This window comes from Haemophilus sp. HMSC61B11 (genome assembly GCF_001838615.1).
GTDB classification, from domain to species: Bacteria; Pseudomonadota; Gammaproteobacteria; order Enterobacterales; family Pasteurellaceae; genus Haemophilus_D; species Haemophilus_D parainfluenzae_AD.
Map to the genome: position 1 here is coordinate 1 of NZ_KV837963.1, position 20,929 is coordinate 20,929.

Here is a 20,929-nt window from a genome sequence, read left to right on the forward strand (position 1 = left end):
GTCGTGCTCTACCAACTGAGCTATTCCCGCGTTTGCTTGTTACCAAACAACGGGGCGTATTTTACGGATTTATCTCATTGTGTCAAATAAAATTCGTAAAAAAAGTTTTTGATTGGTTAAAAATAATTCAAAAATAAAAAGTGCGATTAAAATAACCGCACCTTTTATTTAAAATTTAGTCAATTCTATAATTCAATGTTATCTAACAAACTGCCTTTTGCTGCTTTTAAGTATTGGAGCATTGACCAAACCGTTAAAATCGCAGCTAAATAGAGCAATATAATTGCCAGCGTTTCCATATACACATTATATCGCCAGAGTAATCCACCTAAAGCTAGCATTTGAGAGGTGGTTTTCACTTTTCCAAGCCATGAAACGGCCACTTTATTACGTTCACCTAATTCAGCCATCCATTCGCGTAAAGCAGAAATAATGATTTCACGAGAAATCATAATAATCGCTGGAATGGTAATCCAAAAAGAATGTTGATATTCTACAATTAATACAAGTGCGGTAATAACCATCACTTTATCAGCTACAGGATCAAGGAAAGCACCGAAACGGGTTGTTTGTTTTAATTTTCGTGCGAGATAGCCATCAAACCAGTCGGTGACACCGGCAATAAAGAAAATGAGCGTTGTAATAAAAGGTGCAGAAGGGATTGGTAAATAAAATGCCACGACGAAGAATGGGATTAAAATCACTCGGAGAATCGTCAGAAAAATAGGAATATTATATTTCATAAAAAAATAACCGCACTTTGGTTAAAGATACGCTCATTCTAAAGGATCTACAAAAATAAAAAAAGCCACTTAATGTGGCTTTTTCTTAAAAATTAAAGTTTGTCAGCGTTTTGTTTCAAGTATTTAGCAACGCCTTCTGGGTTGTCTTTCATACCTTCTTTGCCTTTTTCCCATTGAGCAGGGCAAACTTCACCGTGTTCTTCGTGGAATTGTAACGCATCTACCATACGTAACATTTCATCAATGTTACGACCTAATGGTAAGTCATTAACCACTTGGTGACGAACAACGCCGTTTTTGTCAATTAAGAAAGAACCACGTAGTGCAACACCTTCTTCAGGGTGTTCGATACCGTATGCTTTAGCGATCTCGTGTTTAACGTCTGCAGCTAACGCATATTTAACTGCACCGATACCGCCGTTTTCAGTTGGGGTATTACGCCATGCATTGTGAGTGAATTCTGAGTCGATAGATACACCAACAACTTCAACACCACGTTTTTTGAACTCTTCGTAACGGTGGTCGAATGCGATTAACTCAGATGGGCAAACGAAAGTAAAGTCTAATGGATAGAAGAATAATACTGCCGCTTTACCATTGATGTGTTTCTTGAAATTGAAGTTATTAACGATTTCTCCGTTGCCTAAAACTGCAGCGCAAGTAAAATCTGGAGCTTGACGAGTTACTAATACCATAGTCATAATTCCTATATGAAAGTTAATAAAAATTTTGCGGATGCAAAAAGTCGCCGATTATTTTAAGAAAATTAACCGCACTTTAACAGCTGTTTTTATCTATTGAATTAATTAATATTGTCTAAGTTACAGGTGAAATATATGTCAGAACATCATACCTTATCGACCACACTGGTTCATGCTGGGCGTAAAAAACGTTTTAGTCAAGGCTCAGTTAACCCCGTGGTTCAACGTGCATCTTCTTTAGTATTTGAGACTATTGCAGATAAAAAACATTGTACAAAAAATCGTTACAAAGGAGAGCTTTTCTACGGACGCCGTGGCACGTTAACGCATTTTGCACTTCAAGATTTAATGTGTGAAATGGAAGGGGGCGCAGGCTGTTATCTTTATCCTTGCGGGGCCGCAGCGGTAACAAATGCTATTTTATCCTTTGTGGAAACAGGCGATCATGTCTTAATGACAGGGGCAGCCTATGAGCCGACACAAGATTTTTGTAATGTAATTTTGAAAAAAATGCATATTGATACGACCTATTATGATCCCATGATAGGCGCAGATGTTGCCAAACTCGTGCAGCCAAATACGAAAGTCTTATTTTTAGAATCTCCAAGTTCTTTAACGATGGAAGTGCCTGATATCCCCACGATTGTTAAAGCGGTTCGAGCAGTGAGCTCTGAAATCGTCATTATGATCGATAATACATGGGCAGGAGGTGTACTATTCAAAGCGCTAGAACACGGTATTGATATTTCTATTCAAGCTGGGACCAAATATTTAGTGGGGCATTCTGATATTATGATTGGTACTGCTGTGGCTAATGCGCGTACTTGGGATAAATTGCGCGAACATTCCTATTTAATGGGGCAAATGGTTGATGCTGATTCTGCCTATACGACGGCTCGTGGCATTCGCACCTTAGGTGTGAGATTAAAACAACATCATGAAAGTAGTTTAAAAGTGGCCAAATGGTTAAGTGAACAACCACAAGTTAAAGCAGTGTATCATCCTGCGTTACCAAGTTGCCCAGGCCATGAAAACTTTAAACGTGATTTTACCGGCGCAAGCGGTTTATTCTCTTTCGAATTACATAAACGTTTAAACGATGAAGAGCTTTCCGACTTTATGGATCATTTTGATCTTTTCACAATGGCTTATTCTTGGGGCGGGTTTGAATCACTCATTTTATGTAATCAACCAGAAGAAATTGCGAAAATTCGCCCAGCTATTGAGCGTAAATTAACAGGTTCATTAATTCGAGTGCATATTGGATTTGAAGACACAGATGAATTAATTGCCGATCTTCAAGCGGGCTTTGACCGAATCAAATAAGAAAGAGGGCTGTTTATGTAAACAGCCCTTATTTACTCAATCTTTGAGTTGATTTATCATAGTCAGCATTTTTAGCAACTAGAGAAGAACAATGAAACATATTCATATTTTAGGCATCTGCGGGACCTTTATGGGTGGTGTTGCGATGATTGCCAAACAAATGGGCTATAAAGTAACGGGTTCCGATACCAATGTTTACCCACCGATGAGTACTTTTTTACAAGAACAGGGCATTGAAATTATTCCTAATTATGATGTAGCTCAACTTCAACCTGCGCCAGATATGGTGATTGTTGGAAATGCCATGAAGCGTGGTAATTCTTGCGTGGAATATGTTTTAGATAATGCCTTGCCTTACACATCAGGTCCGCAATGGTTACACGACCATTTGTTACGTAATCGTTGGGTATTAGCGGTTTCAGGTACACATGGTAAAACCACAACAACGGGCATGTTGACTTGGATTTTAGAACAAAATGGGCTAAAACCAGGTTTTCTAATCGGTGGTATTGCAGGGAATTTTGGTACCTCTGCTCGTTTAGGGGAGAATGAGTTCTTCGTGATTGAAGCGGATGAGTATGATACGGCGTTCTTTGATAAACGTTCTAAATTTGTACATTACAATCCGAAAACCTTGATTATAAACAATATCAGCTTCGATCATGCGGACATCTTCGATGATCTTCACGCGATTCAGCGTCAATTCCATCATATGATCCGAACCATTCCTTCTACAGGACGCGTTCTTTCTTTTGCAGATGAACAGAGCGTAAAAGAAACCCTCAATATGGGATGTTGGTCAGAACAGCAATTAATCGGTAAAGGTAAAGAATGGTTTGCGGAACGTATTACCAATGATTGTTCTGAATTTGCCGTATTCCATCACGGTGAAAAAGTCGCTGAAGTGAAATGGAATATTGTCGGACAGCATAATATGCACAATGCTTTAATGGCGATTGCAGCCGCTTACCATGCAGGCGTCAAAATTGAAGATGCATGTCAGGCATTAGGCAGTTTTATCAATGCAAAACGTCGTTTAGAAGTGAAGGGTGAAGTAAACGGTATTACGGTTTATGATGACTTTGCTCACCATCCAGAAGCCATTCTGGCGACACTCACTGCGTTACGCGATAAAGTAGGCGGTGGCGTACGTATTCTTGCTGTATTAGAGCCTCGTTCAAACACGATGAAAATGGGCGTACATAAAGATGAAATTGCCCCTGCACTGGGACGTGCCGATGCCGTATTTATGCTACAACCAGATAATATTCCATGGGATGTGGCTGAAATTGCGGGACAATGTGTTCAACCGGCACATTACACTGGAAGCGTTGATAAATTAGTCGATATGATTGTGGCTGAAGCGAAACCAACGGATCACATTCTTGTGATGTCAAACGGTAGCTTTGGTGGCATTCATCAAAAGATTTTAGATCGATTAAAATAATCTTGGTTTAAAGTGCGGTCAAAAATGAGCGTGTTTTTTACTGCACTTTTATCATCAAAAATAAGGAAATCACATGGCTGATCCACATATTAAATCTCCAATGGATATTTGGGATAAACTCACTGTCATTATTTATCGCACAGGCTTTGTTATTGCGGCATTTAGTATTTTCGCTTTAACTTGGTATCCTCAACAGGCTCAAATTGCCGTGTTGATTGCGGCAACTTGTTGTGCTTCGTCTCTTCATATCTATTTAAAACATTACCGCTTAACATTCCAATTTGCTACATGGCTTGCACTATTATGTGCGCTTTTAGGTTGGCATGAATTGGCACTGGGGGGGGCACTGGTAACACTTGGCAGTTTATGTTTTAAAGAATATTTCTGTTTTAGAGTACCGTTGTTAAATTTACAACCCGCATTTGTCGCTGCACTTTGGCTTGCTTGGGTATTTGAAGGTAGTTGGATTGCCCGAATTTTATCGTTGATTGTCGGCGGGTTATTATTGATTCTTGCGGTTCAAAAATGGCGAATGCCATTACACTTTGATATCGGCGATAAGACAAAGTATCAAATCTAATAAGATTGATGGATAAAGGCATAATGTTTCATGACATTGTGCCTTTATTTTTTTGAGTATTCTACAAAAATTAAAATTGTGATCTTCTTCTCATTTTTAATATAAACCTGAGTTATTTAATAGGTTTTTAAAATCATCACGCGTATAATAATGATAATTATTTTTATTATATTAAGAGGGATAGAGATGGATGACTCAAACAAAAATTATACTACCGTAACTTTATTGCTTTTTTCCTTTATGGGGATAGTCCCTTTAGGAGCCCAGGCGGAAGAAATAAATCAATTGGAAACCATTAATGTTAGTGCAACGGCAGAAAGTAAGACATTAGCAGGTAAAGATGAGGTTTATAGTAAAAATAATGTCACTGAATATAAAAGCAAAAAAGAAATTGAAACTTATCATTCTCAATCTGTATCTGATTTATTAAGTGGTATTACAGGCGTCTATAGTGGCGATGCGCGTAATGGAGGTGCGATTGATCCTATTATTCGTAGTTCTTGGGGACAAGGGCGGATTCCTGTATTAGTTGATGATACTGAACAGGCGATTACCATTTGGCGCGGTTATTCCGGTGTAAGTAATCGTAACTATCTTGATCCATTCTTAGTGAGTGAAGTGAATGTGGAAAAAGGCCCTAATTTAGACCGCACTTTACGCTCCGGGGCGTCAGGCACGATTCGTATGACCACTTTAAATCCTGACGATATTATCAAACCGGGCCAAAAATGGGGTATTGAACTTAAAACGGAGACCGCCGACAATTCCATTAAGGCTCGTCCTTATGAAGGTATTCCCATCGGTCAGGATTATCGACTTGTTGCACCAGATGGGCGTGCCGAATTAGGTGAATGGGCGTTGTATTTTAAAGATGATGATCGGATTAGCCCACGAAAAAAAGGCAGAAATAAACCTTTACACGATAATGCTGTACGTTTGGCGTTAGCAGCAAAAGATGATGGTTATGAAGTCTTAGGGGCGTATGCTTATCGTAAAAAAGGGAATTATTTTGCCGGTAAACGGGGAGGGAAAAAATACGGTGAAGGAACAACCGGCCCGCTTAATTTAGATAAAAACTCCGATGACCCTTATATTCCACTCATTGCTCGAATTTATAAACCGGGTGAAGAAGTACCAAATACATCTTATGAAAGCCGATCTTGGTTATTAAAGGGTAAATTCCACTTTAATAAACATGCTTCACTTTCTGCGAACTTCCGAGACACGCGAATAAATTATGGTGACATAATGCCTTCCCGACTTGGCTATAACTATTCTGCACGTAATACCGTCACCCAATGGCCACTAGCAGATGTAAAACAAAAAACAGGTAATGTTGAGTTTTCCTATAACCCGCCGGATAACAAATGGCTTGATTTAAAGATAGGTGTCTGGGCAGTAAAAAATGATACGGCAACTAATACATCGGGCGGCTCACCTGGCGATGTGCTTTTTAGCGATTATGAAACGCAATCACTTGGAAATGAAGCGTACCACCAACTGGCTGATGAGATCGGTGATAAAGCTTATGATTTGGATCAGATAGAAGATCCTGCTGAACGTAAACGCGCACAAGATCGCGTTTATGAAATTTTTCATAATAAAGTAAAAGAATATATGAAAAATCCTAAATTTAAAAATATTGATGGGATTTTTAATACTCAACCCGCTCAAGTGCAATTTGCCCGTGATAATCATATGGGAATAACCTTTAGCAATGTCACGGAACTAAGTCCAAAACTTCGTTTAAGCATTATGACAAATTACCGTCGTGAAACTTTAGACAGTACCAATGTTTATGAGCTTTGGGATAAATATCAACTTACTGCATTTAATCAATACGACACTGATGATAAAACGGAAGGGGGAAATCTTACTTGTGTGGAGGGCGATTTACATGGTATTTGCCGAGTATCAAACTCAGCTCGTTCAGGAAATCGAAAAGGCAACCGAAATGAATTTAATGCAGGCTTCAAATTTGAATATTCACCAACCGATTGGTTATTACTGACTGCTGGGGTGAAATATACCCATTACAAATCTAAAGATCGCGGTTTGCAGGAAAAAATTGCAAACTTAAAACAGGAAGAGGTATTAACCGAATCACGAATTCCATTTATCGTGAAAAAGTTAAAACAAGTTAGTCCTGAACTCACGCAAAACTATTTAAACTATGAAAGAAAGTCTAAATTATATACAAAATTGTATAATGAATTTGAAGAACTTTATCCAAAACCAGACTATGACTCATCCGAATTTGAACAGTGGGTTAATAATCAATCTAACTATATTTATGCACATGGCTATACAGAATCAACAGAAGAAGAAAATGAGGCTCATGCCATACTTGGCCAAAACGATGCACAATGGGATGAATCAGCAACGCAAACTATTTATTGGGAACGGGACGAATACGGTAATTTTTCTGTTGAGCATTTTCCGCTTAAGGATGGACGCATTACAAAAGAAATGTTAGAAAAAAAAAGTAATACATCCACAAACTGGGAAAGAAGATTATTTATATGACATTGGTGCTGATTTTTCTGGCTCGCCAGAAAAAACACCAATAACTAAAGAACAGTGGGAAAAAATGAAAAAGGCAGAGCGTAAAGATCACGCTTGGGCACCTTCCTTTAGTGCTACCGCATTTTTAAGTGATAACGCCAGAATTTATGTGCGCTATGATGAAACCAAACGTATGCCGAGTATTTTTGAAGATACTATTGGCTATTCCATTGATATTCTCACGCCGCTTTATAAACGTAAACCGGAACACAGCAAAAATATTGAAGTGGGCTATGTACATGATTTACGTGGTTTCTTCCCAAGTTTACGCCGTGCGGATATTCGCCTAAATTGGTACAAAAATACCACGAAAAATATTTTTGACCGTGATATTAATTATGAGATGAAGCAGTTTGATAAACGGATTTTAGAAGGTATAGAATTATCCGCTCGTTATGATCAAGGTCGCATCTTCGGTGATATCGGTATTAGCTACAACATCAAAAATAAATTCTGCGATAAAAGTTCAGCAATTCGAGATGTTGGTAGTACGGGTGATATACACACATTTAAAGCCTATCCCGAATGTGTTAATGGTGGTAATGAAAACGGCTACTTAAAAAATGCCATTTTGCCGAAATACAGCATTACCTCAAATCTTGGTGTACGTTTCTTAGATGAACGATTAGAAGTTGGCACGCGAATGGTGTATCACACCAATGTAAAAGAAACCCGCAATAAATCCTTGCGTGATGCCGGTTGGTTTGCCAATAGCAATAACAACCCACGTTGGCAGCCGGTGTTCTTGGTTGATGCTTATATGAATTACAAAGTGAATGAGAATCTTGCACTGTCATTGTCTGCGACAAATTTAACCGATCGTTATTATCTTGATCCAATGACTCGTTCATCTATGCCTGCACCGGGGAGAACGATTAAATTGGGCTTGACGGCGACGTTCTAGAATAGAAAATAGTCACTTAGAATACAAAGAAGCACCGAAATTTCGGTGCTTTATAATTTGGTTGCGGGGGCCGGATTTGAACCGACGGCCTTCGGGTTATGAGCCCGACGAGCTACCAAGCTGCTCCACCCCGCGTCTGACGGCGCGTAATATACTCGTTTCAAAAATTATTGCAAGATTTAAACTGAATTTGACTTTCCGTTTGTTAAGAAAATAAACAATGTGAATATTAATTAATCATTTTATGAAATAGTGCTAGTCCTAAAAGGGAATTTTTGATAGCGTATGCAACTTTGTATTAGTTAGTTTAATTTAGGAAAATAAGAATGAAATTTCGTCAAAATCTCGCCGTAAAAATTCTCTCTGTGATGGCGGCAGTTTCAGTGCTTGCATCATGTGGTTCAGCACCAAGTAAAGTCTCTTCAAAAAATAATTCTAGCTTACCGCGTACTGCGACAGGAGACGATCCTCAAAAATTTGGGGCAAAGTATAATGGACGTAGTTATCAACAAGCTATTTTAAGTCCAGTGGCATCCGTGGAGAACAAAAGTGCGGTCGTCAACCAAGGTGATTTTTTAACGCAGTTGACGAATGTTCGTGATTATTCAAATTCATTAACAAATCGCTTTGCGGCGAATTATGGCAAAATCACTAACTGGGTACTTGCAGGGGCTAATGTGAATGAATTAGCACAATACGGCATTAACCCACAGATTATGAAAGGTTTCGATGGTTATCAAAACGTGTTGATGACAGGTTATTACTCACCGGTTATCCATGCTCGCCGTACTGCACAAGGCCAATATCAACATCCAATTTATGCGATGCCAAGCTATAAACGTTATAGCCGTGCAGAAATTTATAATGGTGCATTGGCTGGACAAGGCTTAGAGCTCGCTTACAGTGATTCAATGATGGATAACTTCTTATTAGGCGTGCAGGGTAGTGGCTATGTTGATTACGGTGACGGCAATTTAAATTATTTAGCCTATGCTGGCCAAAATGGCTATAAATATCAAGCTGTTGGTCGTTTGTTAGTAGAAGATGGTGAAATTCCAAAAGAAAAAATGTCTATCCAAGCGATTCGTGAATGGGGGAAAGCAAACCCATCTCGAGTACGAGAATTGTTAGAACGTAATCCATCTTATGTTTTCTTTAAAAACGATCCGACAGGTAAAGTGAAAGGTTCTGCTGGTGTGCCTTTAGTGCCAATGGCTGCCGTCGCTTCTGACCGTAATGTCATTCCTTCTGGAACCGTATTATTAGTTGAAGTACCGGATATTGATAATGATGGTAACTGGATGGGTACACACAAATTACACTTAATGGTGGCACTTGATGTGGGTGGTGCGGTAAATGGTCACCACTTTGACTTATACCGAGGTATTGGCGATCAAGCAGGTCATATTGCGGGGTTATCAAAACACTATGGACGCGTTTGGGTACTACAATAATGGCTCGTGTCGATAACTACGAACAACGTTTTGGCGGCATTGGTCGCCTTTACACACCAGAAGGCTTGGCACGCTTGCGTCAGGCTCATGTGTGCGTCATTGGTATTGGCGGCGTAGGTTCGTGGGTGGTGGAAGCGCTTGCACGAAGCGGCGTAGGGCAGATCACTATGATTGATATGGATGACATTTGTGTGACCAATATTAACCGTCAGCTTCCTGCGTTAAGCGGCAATATTGGCAAGCTTAAAACGGAAGTGATGGCCGAGCGCGTTAAGCTGATTAATCCAGAATGTGTGGTGAATATCATTGATGATTTCATCTCACCGGATAATCAAGCCGAATACTTAAATCGTGGCTATGATTATGTCATTGATGCTATTGATAGCGTGAAAACGAAAGCAGCGATGATTGCCTATTGTAAACGTAATAAGATCAAAATTATTACTATTGGTGGAGCAGGTGGTCAGACTGATCCTTCGAAAATCCAAATTGCTGATTTAAGTAAAACGATCCAAGATCCATTATTGGCGAAAGTGCGGTCAGTTTTACGCAAGGATTTCAATTTTACTCAAAATCCACAACGTAAGTTTGCAGTTGATGCGGTGTTTTCCAGCCAATCTCTGATTTTCCCTAAAATGGGCGAGGGATGTGAAGTATCCGCCACCATGAATTGTGCAAATGGCTTTGGTGCTGCAACCATGATAACCGCAACCTTTGGCTTTTTTGCGGTTTCTCGGGTAATCGATAAGTTATTAAAATAAAGAAATGAAGCAACGTGAAAACGTTGCTTTTTCTTTATGAATGAAAGTATTTAACAAGATGAAGAAATATCACTTCATTTTTTTAGTTGGAATGTTGCAATTTTATCAAAAAGGCGTAGTCTATGTTGGCTTTGAGAATAATTCCCAATAAAAGTAAGGAAACAAACATGAAACAAGTATTAAAAATGAGTGCAATTTCTACCGCACTTTTAGCGCTTCCAATGATGGCAAATGCAGATGTATTGGCATCCGTGAAACCGCTCGGTTTTATTACATCGTCTATTGCAAACGGTGTAACAGATACACAGGTTTTAGTGCCGGCAGGTGCTTCTCCACATGATTACAGCTTAAAACTTTCAGATGTGCAAAAAGTGAAATCGGCAGATTTGGTGCTTTGGGTTGGTGAAGATATCGATGCTTTCTTAGCAAAACCAATTAGCCAAATTGACAGTAAAAAAGTCATTAATATTTCTGATATTCCAGAAATTAAACCACTTTTAAGTAAAGTCCATCATGAACATTATCATGAAGGCGATGAACATGAGCACGACCATGATCATAAACATGGACACGATCATAAGCACGAACATGGTCATGACCATGAGCATCATCACCACGATGTGGATGAAAATGGGTTAAGCGTAAACTGGCACTTATGGTATTCACCAGCCATCAGCCAAATTGTGGCACAAAAAGTGGCGGATAAATTAACGGAACAACATCCGGATAAAAAAGAGCTCATTGCGAAAAACTTAGCTGATTTTAACCACACTTTGACTGAGCAAAGCGAGAAAATCAAAGCACAATTAGCCCCACTCAAAGATAAAGGTTTCTTTGTGTTCCATGACGCTTATAGCTATTTCAACGATGCTTATGGTTTAAATCAAACCGGTTATTTCACCATTAATCCATTAGTAGCACCAGGTGCAAAAACCATTGCTCACATCAAAGAAGAGATTGAAGAACACCATGTAAATTGTCTTTTTGCTGAACCTCAATTCACACCAAAAGTAATTGATTCGCTAGCGCAAAGTACAAAAGTTAATGTGGGTCGTTTAGATCCTATTGGCGATAACGTACAGCTTGGTCCAAATTCTTATGCGAATTTCCTTCAAGCCACCGCTGATAGCTATGCTCAATGTTTAAGTAAATAATCTAATTTGCTTTTATCTTAAAAACAGCCTTTAAGGCTGTTTTTTTATTACCCCCATCTAAATCGCCCGAATAATTTTCAATTTTTAAGAAATTTTCGCTTGTTTGAGCGAAGCGAGTTCGAAAATTTCTGTAAAGAAAATTGAAAAAGAATGAGGATTAGCGATTTAATTGGGGTGTGTTTTCTTTTGCCTACTTTGCTTTGCACAAGCAAAGAAAAGTAGGTCGCCTTAGGCGAAATCCTAATTAAAACTATGCTATAATCCGCCCAATTTTTCCCTACCGAGAAAACGCATGAAACAACTATTTGCCACAACTGCCCGTGGTTTTGAAGAACTCTTAAAAGTCGAACTAACTGAGCTTGGTGCAACGGAATGTAAAATTGCACAAGGCGGCGTACATTTTCAGGCTGATGATGAAGCACTTTATCGCAGTTTATTATGGTCACGTTTAGCTTCACGTATTTTGTTACCGATTGTAAATGGCAAGGTATATAGTGATTTAGACTTGTATTCAATTGTGACAGGGCAAGATTGGTTAAGTTATTTTGATGAGAAAGTTACATTTTTTGTTGATTTCAACGGGACAAACCAAGAAATTCGCCATACCCAATTTGGTGCGATGCGTGTGAAAGATGCCATTGTGGATTATTTTGAACGTCAAGGGAAAGCGCGTCCAAATGTGGATAAAAACTATCCAGATATTCGAATTCATGCTTATTTGAATAAAGAAGAGCTTGTCGTTTCACTCGATTTAAGTGGTGAAGCATTACATTTACGAGGTTATCGCGAAGATACAGGCCAAGCGCCTTTACGTGAAACCTTAGCTGCCGCGATTGTGCTTCGTTCAGGTTGGAAAAAAGGGACACCTTTAGTGGATCCAATGTGCGGTTCGGGCACCTTGCTAATTGAAGCCGCGCAGATGGAAGCACAAATTGCACCGCAATTACATCGTTTACATTGGGGCTTTGATTGCTGGAAAGGGCATAATCAAGATGCTTGGGATAAGGTCAAAGCAGAAGCGGCACAGCAAGCTGAAACTTATTTTAATCAAAATCTAAAACCGCATTTTTATGGCTTCGATCTCGATCATCGCGTACTGAAAAAAGCGCAAAAGAATGCACAAAATGCAGGTGTGGCACATTTAATTCAGTGGAAACAAGGTGATGTTGCCGCATTAAAAAATCCAAGTCCAGATGAAGTGGGAACGGTGATTTGTAACCCGCCTTATGGTGAGCGTTTAGGTACAACTCCTGCTTTGATTGCACTATATTCAGTCTTTGGACAACGCCTTAAAAATGAATTTGGTGGTTGGAATGCGTCGATTTTTAGTAGTGAATCTACGTTGCTTGATTGCTTGCGTATGCGTTCTCATCGTCAATTTAAAGCGAAAAACGGTCCGTTAGATTGTGTTCAGAAGAATTATCAAATTTCTGAGCGTAAAGAAAGTTCGGTTGAAAATCCGCTTGAATTTGACCGCACTTCAACGGTAGCGGTAGATTTTGCGAATCGCTTACAGAAAAATATCAAGAAAATTGAAAAATGGGCGAAACAGCAAGGCCTTGATGCGTATCGTTTATATGATGCTGATTTACCGGAATATAACGTAGCGGTGGATCGTTATGGCGATCATATTGTGGTGCAAGAGTATGCCGCACCGAAAAATATTGATGAAAACAAAGCGCGTCAGCGTTTATTGGATGCAGTGACTGCAACCTTACAAGTCACTGGAATTGAAACCAATAAACTGATTTTGAAAGTCCGTCAAAAACAAAAAGGCACCAATCAATATGAAAAATTGGCCAATAAAGGCGAATATTTCTATGTAAATGAATACGGCGCACAGCTTTGGGTGAATCTAACAGATTACTTGGATACAGGATTATTCTTAGATCATCGTTTAACCCGTAAAATGCTTGGTGAAATGGCAAAAGGTAAAGATTTCCTCAATCTTTTCGCTTATACCGGTTCTGCAACAGTGCATGCAGCATTAGGTGGGGCAAAATCAACAACGACCGTGGATATGTCTAACACCTATTTAAACTGGGCAGAGCAAAACCTGATTTTAAATGATATTGAAGGCAAACAGCACAAACTCATCCAAGCTGATTGCTTACAATGGTTAGAAAAATGCGATCGTCAGTTTGATCTGATTTTCGTGGATCCGCCAACATTCTCGAATTCTAAACGTATGGAAGACAGCTGGGATGTTCAACGTGATCACATCAAATTAATGCGTAATCTCAAACGTATTTTACGTCCTAACGGCACCATCGTGTTCTCAAATAATAAACGTGGTTTTAAAATGGATTTTGAGACGTTAGATGAGCTGGGACTAAGTGCGGTCGAAATTTCAGCGAAAACATTACCGCTTGATTTTGAACGTAACAAACAAATCCATAATTGCTGGATTGTGACCATGAAAGCCTAATAAAAAAGCCCGATAGTGATCGGGCTTTTTGTTATTCAACTTCTTTTTGTTTTTCGGTTTCTGAATCATCGTGAAGAAGGGTTTCAATCGCCGTTTCATCATCATTAGTATCATCTTCTTTTTCTAAAATTTCAGCTGTTTCTTCATTTAATGCTTCGGCATCAGAATGTGGTTTTATGAAGGGTTTGGGCATCCAATATTTTCGGATGATGTCTGTTGAAAAACCATGTAAAACTTCTTCATTCAACCTTTCCTGGTCTAAGTAACGAACTTCTGCAATGACCTCGTCAGCTTCAATTTTATTGATACCTAATTGCATTAGTGTTGCATGACTGAGCGTGAGGGCAGACTCAAAGGTCTCACGTACAATAAAGTCCACATCTTGCTTGATAAGATTCACGGTTGTTCTGCGGTCATAAGTTCGCGCCAAAATAGGGAGTTTCGGATAAGCATCTTTCAAATTCTGAACGATGTTTTCAATACGTTGTGTATCATTAATCCCAATGACGACACATTTAGCTTTTTCGATACCGGCAGTGCGTAATACATCAAGACGAATACCATCACCGTAATAAACTTTAAAACCAAATTTAGCTGCCGCACGAATATTTTCGATGTTACGGTCAATCACCGATACGTTAATGCCACGAACAAGAAGTGATTGACAGACGATTTGGCTGAAACGACCAAAACCAATTACGAGCACGCTATCTTCTAAATCCACAATTGGATCGAGATCGCTAGTATCGATTTTTTCCTCTTGATTTGCTGATTTGCGTTGGTTGATTTTACGCATTAATAAACCTATCAATGGGGAGAATAACATCGAAATAATCACTGCAGCGGTAAAGGTTGCATTTTGATCTTTTGTCATCACGCCTGCAGTGGTCGCAGCTGAGAAGAGTACGAATGCAAATTCACCACCGTGCGCCATGATAGTCATTCGTCCAACTGATTCTTTTCGGTCAAGTTTTGTAATTCGTGCGACGGTATAAACGGCTAAGGCTTTGCCAATGATATAAAGACATACTATGCTTAATAACCAAAGTGCATTATGGAATACCAAGGTTAAATCAAGTGACATTCCCACGCCCATGAAGAAGAGACCAAGCAATAGACCACGGAAAGGTTCAATATCGGCTTCTAATTGGTGACGGAATGCAGATTCTGAAAGCATTACGCCAGCAACAAAGGCGCCCATCGCCATTGAAAGGCCACTTGCTTCCATGGCTAATGCCGCGCCTAAGACTACAAGCAACGCGGCTGCTGTCATCATTTCGCGAATATGGGCTTTGGAAATTAAACGGAAAATTGGATTCATTAACCATTTACCCGCAACGACTAACCCCACAACGGCACCTAGCGCAACGGCAATGGATGTCCAGTTAGTTTGGTGTTCAATGTGCGTTGTTTCGGGCGTTAAAAAGGCGATGGATGCCAATAATGGCACAATGGATAAATCTTCAAAAATTAAGGTAGAAATAACACGTTGACCTTTGGGTGTGTTTGTAATACAGCGTTCTTCTAATACCTGCATCACAATGGCTGTGGAAGAAAGGGTAAAGCCCATGCCTGCAATAAACGCCACTTCTTTTGGAAGATTTAAAATATAGATACCGGCAAAGGTGAGTAGTGCGCCGCATAACCCTACTTGTAGAAAACCTCGCCCGAAAATTGCTTTTCTCATCGCCCATAAACGTTCGGGGTGCATTTCCAAACCGATAATGAATAAGAACATCACCACGCCCAGTTCCGCCATATGGAGAACTGATTCAGCATCTTCTACCACACCAAACACTGAAGGACCAATTAAACAGCCCGCTACTAAATAACCTAATACGCTACCTAAGCCAATGCGCTTAAAAAGTGGCACGATGGTCACACTGGTAGCAAGTAGAACAACGGTTTTAATCAATTCAGGGCTGACAACATTCGACATAGGGTAAAAACCTTAGTAAAAACAGGGAGTATGAGAAGAAAGTTGACTTATATTCTAGCCTTTTTTGGATAAATAAAAAACACAGAAAAGCGAGAAATTGGTATAATTTACAAAAACTTTACATGTAAAATAGTCTGTGTTTTGACCGCACTTTAGAGGTATTATGTCATTACAATTCAATATGATAGCGTTATTATTGGTTTTCTTAATCGTTTTAGGCTTAATGAGTCAAAATAGCGCAATCACCATCTCCGCTGCAGTGCTATTAATCATGCAGCAAACCTTATTATCCAAATATATTCCCATACTCGAACAATACGGGATAAAAATTGGGATCATTATTTTAACGATTGGTGTGCTTGCGCCGTTAGTCTCAGGAAAAATCCAACTGCCTGATCTCAGTTCATTTTTAAACTGGAAAATGGGTGTCTCTATTTTAATTGGGGCATTAGTGGCATGGCTTGCAGGGAAAGGGGTGCCATTAATGGGAGAACAACCTGTTTTAGTCACTGGATTATTAATTGGTACGATTATTGGGGTTTCTTTCTTAGGCGGCATTCCGGTAGGTCCACTTATCGCCGCCGGTATTTTAGCGATATTAGTAGGAAAATTTTAGATGAAAAACAAATGGTTATTTATCGCTGGGCTAAGCGGTTTGTTATGTGTGGCAATTGGCGCGTTTGCCGCCCACGGATTAAGTAAAGTTTTAGAACCTAAAGAATTAGCCTGGATTGAAACCGGTGTGAAATATCAAATGTTCCACACCATTGCAATTTTAGCGATTGGTATTTTGCAATTGTGCCGTGAATCACTGGTTACAAATAAAATGGCTAATTTCGCTGCAGGGAGTTGGGCGTACGGCATTCTTCTTTTTAGCGGCAGTCTTTATGCGCTCGCTCTTGGTGTAGGCAAATTCCTTGTTTGGGTAACACCAATTGGCGGAACGTTATTTTTAATTGGTTGGCTTTGCTTGGCTTACGGTGGTGTTAAAAGTAAATAGATATGAAGAATAAATCAGTCAAACGTGAATTAAACCCGATACAACAATCTCTCTTTGCAAAACTTAAGGATATCATGCTGGTGGATCAACGTCGTTTATCTGCCCGAATTCATGGGATTGGAAAAATTAAAAGCCAAGAGGCTCAACAAGCCGTTGCTGCTGAAATTCAGCTGCAGATTGAACAGGCTCAATTACGTGTAGAAAATCGTAAAAGTGCGGTGCAAAATCCCATCATTTTTCCAGAGAGTTTGCCCGTTAGCCAACACAAAGCAGAAATTGAAAAACTGCTTTCCGAGCATCAAGTGATCGTCGTGGCGGGGGAAACCGGTTCAGGTAAAACCACTCAATTGCCGAAAATGTGTTTGGAGTTAGGTTTTGGCAATTTGGGCATGATTGGTCATACTCAGCCACGCCGTATTGCTGCTCGTTCAGTTGCAGCGCGTATTGCTGAAGAGTTGAAAACGGAGCTTGGTGGATTAGTCGGTTATAAAGTCCGTTTTAACGATCAAATCAGTGATGATACGCAAATCAAGTTGATGACTGACGGGATCCTGTTAGCAGAAATTCAAAACGATCGTTTCCTTAATCAATATTCTTGTTTGATTATTGATGAAGCCCACGAACGAAGCCTAAACAACGATTTTATTCTCGGTTATCTGAAACAGCTGTTGCCACGTCGCCGTGATTTGAAACTTATCATCACTTCCGCAACTATTGATGTGGAACGCTTTTCCAAACATTTTAATAATGCACCGATCATTGAAGTGTCGGGCAGAACCTATCCTGTTGAAGTGCGTTATCGTCCCGTAGTGGAAGAAGACGATCAAGATCAGCTACAAGGCATTCTCAATGCAGTAGATGAACTGCAGGCGGAAGGTCGTGGCGATATTTTGATCTTTATGAACGGTGAGCGAGAAATTCGCGATACCGCCGAAGCCTTACAAAAACAAAATCTAAAACACACGGAAATTCTACCGCTCTTTGCTCGCTTGTCTGCGCAAGAACAGAATAAAATTTTCCATCCAAGCGGTTTAAATCGTATTGTATTAGCGACCAACGTCGCAGAAACCTCATTGACCGTGCCGGGCATTAAATATGTGATTGACCCAGGTACAGCGCGTATTTCCCGTTATAGCTATCGCACCAAAGTACAACGTTTACCGATTGAACCCATTTCACAGGCATCGGCTAATCAGCGTAAAGGTCGTTGTGGTCGTGTGAGCGAAGGGATTTGTATTCGTTTATATTCGGAAGAAGATTTTAATTCTCGTCCAGAGTTTACCGATCCTGAAATTCTACGCACCAATTTAGCCTCTGTTATTTTGCAAATGACGGCATTGGGTTTGGATGATATTGAAGCTTTCCCATTTGTGGATGCCCCAGATAAACGCCATATTCAAGATGGGATAAAACTGTTGGAAGAATTGGGGGCGTTTGAAATGGTTCGCACCAAATCAGGCGAGAAACGTCAATTAACGGCAGTAGGTCGTCAATTATCGCAACTCCCTGTGGATCCTCGTTTAGCGAAGATGTTGCTGACCGCTGTTTCACAAGGTGCGTTGCATGAAGTGATGATTATTGTCGCTGCTTTATCTATTCAAGATCCGCGCGAGCGCCCACAAGAAAAACAGCAAGCTTCCGATGAAAAACATCGTCGTTTTGCCGATAAAAAATCAGATTTCTTGGCTTTCCTCAATCTTTGGCGTTACCTACAAGAACAACAAAAAGAATTGAGTAAAAACCAATTCCGTCGTCAATGCCAAAAGGATTTCTTAAATTATTTACGTATTCGTGAATGGCAGGATATTTATCATCAAATTCGTTTAACCGTGCGTGAAATGGGCTTACCGATTAATTCCGAAAAAGCCGAATATCAGCAAATTCATACCGCACTTTTAAGCGGCTTGCTTTCTCATATCGGTTTAAAAGAAGCGGAAAAACAACAATATCTTGGCGCGCATAATGCCCATTTTGCGATTTTCCCCAATTCTGTGCTTTTCAAAAAACAACCGAAATGGGTGATGGCGGCAGAGTTAGTGGAAACCTCCAAACTTTGGGGGCGTATGGTGGCGGAAATCGAGCCAGAATGGATTGAGCCACTTGCCGAGCATTTAATTAAAAAATCCTATTCCGAACCACGTTGGTCGAAATCCCGTGGTGCCGTGATTGCTGATGAAAAAGTCACGCTTTACGGTGTGCCGATTGTGGCTGCGCGACCAGTGAATTACGGTTCTATTGATCCGACGATAAGCCGCGAGCTCTTTATTCAATCAGCCTTAGTGGAAGGGGATTGGAATACCAAACATAAATTCTTCAAAGAAAATCAACGACTCGTTCGAGAAGTAGAGAAGTTGGAACACAAAAGCCGCCGCCGCGATATTTTGGTGGATGACCGTACGCTTTTTGAATTTTACGATCAGCGTATTGGTACGGAAGTGGTTTCCCAAAAACATTTTGATACCTGGTGGAAAAAAGCGCAGCAAAAAGATCCTGAATTGCTTAATTTTGAACGCTCATTCTTGATTAATGATGATGCGGAACAGGTGAGCAAGCTGGATTTCCCGAATTTCTGGCATCAAGGCAATTTGAAACTCAAACTGACGTATCAATTTGAACCGGGTACCGATGCAGACGGCGTGACGGTTCATATTCCGTTGCCATTGCTCAATCAAGTGGAAATGACCGGCTTTGATTGGCAAATTCCAGGTTTGCGTGAAGAATTGGTGATTGCGCTGATTAAATCTCTGCCGAAATCTTATCGTCGTAACTTCGTGCCCGCACCTAATTATGCTCAAGCTTTTTTAAGTCGTGCCGTACCGTTGGAAAAGCCATTATTGGATACGCTAATTTATGAATTACGTCGTATGACGGGCGTTACCGTAGAAGCGGAACATTGGAATTGGGAACAAATTCCAAGCTATTTGAAAATGACTTTCCGTGTGGTGGATGAAAACGGCAAGAAAATTGCCGAATCCATGAATTTGGATGAGCTGAAATTCAACTTAAAAGATCGTGTGCAGGAAAGTATTTCTGCTGTGGCAGATGATGGCATTGAGCAAAGCGGGCTGCATATTTGGAGTTTTGCAGATTTACCACAATGTTATGAACAAAAACAACGTGGCTTTAGCGTCAAAGCGTTTCCGGCCATTGTAGATGAAAAAGATGCCGTAGGTATCAAACTGTTTGAAACAGAGTTTGAGCAAGCGGTGGCGATGCAACAAGGTCTGCGCCGCTTATTGTTGCTCAATGTACCGTCACCGATTAAATATCTGCATGAAAAATTGCCGAATAAAGCTAAATTGGGGCTGTATTTTACCCCGTTCGGTCGTGTGTTGGATTTGATCGACGATTGTATCGCTTGTGCGGTGGATAAGCTGATTGCCGATTTTGGCGGGTTTGTGTGGGATGAAGCAGGTTTTGAAAAGTTGCGTGATTTTGTTCGAGAAAACCTTAACGAAGTGACCGTGGATATTGCGCAGAAAGTGGAGCAAATTCTCTCCCTTAATCATGCCTTGAACCAACGTTTAAAAGGCAAAATGGATTTCACGATGGCCTTTGCCTTTTCCGATATTAAGGCGCAGTTAAGCGGATTGATTTATCCAGGTTTTGTGCAAAAGAGCGGTTATGATCGCCTACCAGATTTACAGCGCTATTTGCAAGCCATTGATAAACGTATCGATAAACTGGCTCAAGATGTGAATCGAGATCGTGCTGCGATGCTACGCGTGGAACAAGTGCAACAAGCTTACCAACAATTACTGGCTAAACTACCAAAATCCAAACCGATTTCTGATGAAATTGCGGAAATTCGCTATATGATTGAGGAATTGCGTGTGAGTTTATTTGCGCAGCAATTAGGCACGAAATATCAGGTGTCGGATAAACGGATTTTGAATTTTATTACAATGATGGTGTAGAACGTTTAAG

15 protein-coding genes and 1 tRNA gene are annotated in these 20,929 nt (G+C 40.1%); 12 read left to right on the forward strand and 4 right to left on the reverse strand.

Going from position 1 to position 20,929, the window contains the following annotated elements:
- Window positions 1–185: 185 nt before the first annotated feature.
- Window positions 186–743, reverse strand: coding sequence for a CDP-diacylglycerol--glycerol-3-phosphate 3-phosphatidyltransferase (pgsA, locus tag HMPREF3263_RS03755; RefSeq protein WP_014065087.1), 558 nt, complete (start codon window positions 741–743; stop codon window positions 186–188).
- A 92-nt stretch (window positions 744–835) separates the two neighbouring features.
- Complete coding sequence (locus HMPREF3263_RS03760) at window positions 836–1,438, reverse strand: peroxiredoxin C (RefSeq protein ID WP_070852989.1); 603 nt, start codon at window positions 1,436–1,438, stop codon at window positions 836–838.
- A gap of 141 nt (window positions 1,439–1,579) precedes the next feature.
- Between HMPREF3263_RS03760 and metC the strand changes: the two genes are divergently transcribed.
- From metC to HMPREF3263_RS10945, 5 genes are all read left to right on the forward strand, one after another.
- On the forward strand, window positions 1,580–2,770 hold the full coding sequence (gene metC, locus HMPREF3263_RS03765; protein ID WP_070852990.1) for a cystathionine beta-lyase: 1,191 nt from the start codon (window positions 1,580–1,582) through the stop codon (window positions 2,768–2,770).
- A 91-nt stretch (window positions 2,771–2,861) separates the two neighbouring features.
- Window positions 2,862–4,217, forward strand: a complete 1,356-nt coding sequence (gene mpl, locus HMPREF3263_RS03770; RefSeq protein ID WP_049370782.1) for a UDP-N-acetylmuramate:L-alanyl-gamma-D-glutamyl-meso-diaminopimelate ligase — start codon at window positions 2,862–2,864, stop codon at window positions 4,215–4,217.
- A 73-nt stretch (window positions 4,218–4,290) separates the two neighbouring features.
- On the forward strand, window positions 4,291–4,797 hold the full coding sequence (locus HMPREF3263_RS03775; protein WP_005696444.1) for a DUF2301 domain-containing membrane protein: 507 nt from the start codon (window positions 4,291–4,293) through the stop codon (window positions 4,795–4,797).
- Between the two features lie 240 nt (window positions 4,798–5,037).
- Window positions 5,038–7,323: a TonB-dependent receptor plug domain-containing protein gene (locus tag HMPREF3263_RS03780; RefSeq protein ID WP_370447716.1), complete on the forward strand. Its 2,286-nt coding sequence runs from the start codon at window positions 5,038–5,040 to the stop codon at window positions 7,321–7,323.
- A gap of 64 nt (window positions 7,324–7,387) precedes the next feature.
- Window positions 7,388–8,266: a TonB-dependent receptor domain-containing protein gene (locus tag HMPREF3263_RS10945; protein ID WP_371113372.1), complete on the forward strand. Its 879-nt coding sequence runs from the start codon at window positions 7,388–7,390 to the stop codon at window positions 8,264–8,266.
- 58 nt (window positions 8,267–8,324) lie between these two features.
- Here HMPREF3263_RS10945 and HMPREF3263_RS03785 read toward each other — a convergent pair.
- A tRNA-Met gene (locus HMPREF3263_RS03785) sits at window positions 8,325–8,401 on the reverse strand.
- Between the two features lie 191 nt (window positions 8,402–8,592).
- Between HMPREF3263_RS03785 and mltA the strand changes: the two genes are divergently transcribed.
- From mltA to rlmKL, 4 genes are all read left to right on the forward strand, one after another.
- Complete coding sequence (mltA, locus tag HMPREF3263_RS03790) at window positions 8,593–9,720, forward strand: murein transglycosylase A (RefSeq protein WP_005697233.1); 1,128 nt, start codon at window positions 8,593–8,595, stop codon at window positions 9,718–9,720.
- Window positions 9,720–10,481: a tRNA cyclic N6-threonylcarbamoyladenosine(37) synthase TcdA gene (gene tcdA, locus HMPREF3263_RS03795; RefSeq protein ID WP_005697204.1), complete on the forward strand. Its 762-nt coding sequence runs from the start codon at window positions 9,720–9,722 to the stop codon at window positions 10,479–10,481. Before mltA ends, tcdA begins: the two co-directional genes overlap by 1 nt.
- A 167-nt stretch (window positions 10,482–10,648) precedes the next feature.
- Complete coding sequence (gene znuA, locus HMPREF3263_RS03800; protein ID WP_005697211.1) at window positions 10,649–11,635, forward strand: zinc ABC transporter substrate-binding protein ZnuA; 987 nt, start codon at window positions 10,649–10,651, stop codon at window positions 11,633–11,635.
- A 292-nt stretch (window positions 11,636–11,927) separates the two neighbouring features.
- Window positions 11,928–14,063: a bifunctional 23S rRNA (guanine(2069)-N(7))-methyltransferase RlmK/23S rRNA (guanine(2445)-N(2))-methyltransferase RlmL gene (gene rlmKL / locus HMPREF3263_RS03805; protein ID WP_005696439.1), complete on the forward strand. Its 2,136-nt coding sequence runs from the start codon at window positions 11,928–11,930 to the stop codon at window positions 14,061–14,063.
- Between the two features lie 31 nt (window positions 14,064–14,094).
- Here the strand turns inward: rlmKL and HMPREF3263_RS03810 are convergent, their stop codons facing one another.
- Window positions 14,095–16,002, reverse strand: coding sequence for a monovalent cation:proton antiporter-2 (CPA2) family protein (locus tag HMPREF3263_RS03810; RefSeq protein ID WP_005696438.1), 1,908 nt, complete (start codon window positions 16,000–16,002; stop codon window positions 14,095–14,097).
- A gap of 163 nt (window positions 16,003–16,165) precedes the next feature.
- Between HMPREF3263_RS03810 and HMPREF3263_RS03815 the strand changes: the two genes are divergently transcribed.
- From HMPREF3263_RS03815 to hrpA, 3 genes are read left to right on the forward strand one after another with little or no spacing between them, the layout of a single operon-like run.
- A complete protein-coding gene (locus HMPREF3263_RS03815; protein ID WP_070852991.1) occupies window positions 16,166–16,618 on the forward strand; it encodes a DUF441 domain-containing protein in 453 nt (150 codons plus the stop codon).
- Window positions 16,619–17,002, forward strand: coding sequence for a DUF423 domain-containing protein (locus HMPREF3263_RS03820; protein ID WP_070852992.1), 384 nt, complete (start codon window positions 16,619–16,621; stop codon window positions 17,000–17,002).
- Window positions 17,003–17,004: 2 nt separating this feature from the next.
- A complete protein-coding gene (hrpA, locus tag HMPREF3263_RS03825) occupies window positions 17,005–20,919 on the forward strand; it encodes an ATP-dependent RNA helicase HrpA (RefSeq protein WP_070852993.1) in 3,915 nt (1,304 codons plus the stop codon).
- The last annotated feature ends 10 nt before the right edge of the window (window positions 20,920–20,929 follow it).

Coding starts and splice junctions, on each gene's coding strand:
- pgsA (WP_014065087.1), bottom strand. CDS start 743: ATGAAATATAATATTCCTATTTTTCTGACGATTCTCCGAGTGATTTTA.
- HMPREF3263_RS03760 (WP_070852989.1), bottom strand. CDS start 1,438: ATGGTATTAGTAACTCGTCAAGCTCCAGATTTTACTTGCGCTGCAGTT.
- metC (WP_070852990.1), top strand. CDS start 1,580: ATGTCAGAACATCATACCTTATCGACCACACTGGTTCATGCTGGGCGT.
- mpl (WP_049370782.1), top strand. CDS start 2,862: ATGAAACATATTCATATTTTAGGCATCTGCGGGACCTTTATGGGTGGT.
- HMPREF3263_RS03775 (WP_005696444.1), top strand. CDS start 4,291: ATGGCTGATCCACATATTAAATCTCCAATGGATATTTGGGATAAACTC.
- HMPREF3263_RS03780 (WP_370447716.1), top strand. CDS start 5,038: ATGGGGATAGTCCCTTTAGGAGCCCAGGCGGAAGAAATAAATCAATTG.
- HMPREF3263_RS10945 (WP_371113372.1), top strand. CDS start 7,388: ATGAAAAAGGCAGAGCGTAAAGATCACGCTTGGGCACCTTCCTTTAGT.
- mltA (WP_005697233.1), top strand. CDS start 8,593: ATGAAATTTCGTCAAAATCTCGCCGTAAAAATTCTCTCTGTGATGGCG.
- tcdA (WP_005697204.1), top strand. CDS start 9,720: ATGGCTCGTGTCGATAACTACGAACAACGTTTTGGCGGCATTGGTCGC.
- znuA (WP_005697211.1), top strand. CDS start 10,649: ATGAAACAAGTATTAAAAATGAGTGCAATTTCTACCGCACTTTTAGCG.
- rlmKL (WP_005696439.1), top strand. CDS start 11,928: ATGAAACAACTATTTGCCACAACTGCCCGTGGTTTTGAAGAACTCTTA.
- HMPREF3263_RS03810 (WP_005696438.1), bottom strand. CDS start 16,002: ATGTCGAATGTTGTCAGCCCTGAATTGATTAAAACCGTTGTTCTACTT.
- HMPREF3263_RS03815 (WP_070852991.1), top strand. CDS start 16,166: ATGTCATTACAATTCAATATGATAGCGTTATTATTGGTTTTCTTAATC.
- HMPREF3263_RS03820 (WP_070852992.1), top strand. CDS start 16,619: ATGAAAAACAAATGGTTATTTATCGCTGGGCTAAGCGGTTTGTTATGT.
- hrpA (WP_070852993.1), top strand. CDS start 17,005: ATGAAGAATAAATCAGTCAAACGTGAATTAAACCCGATACAACAATCT.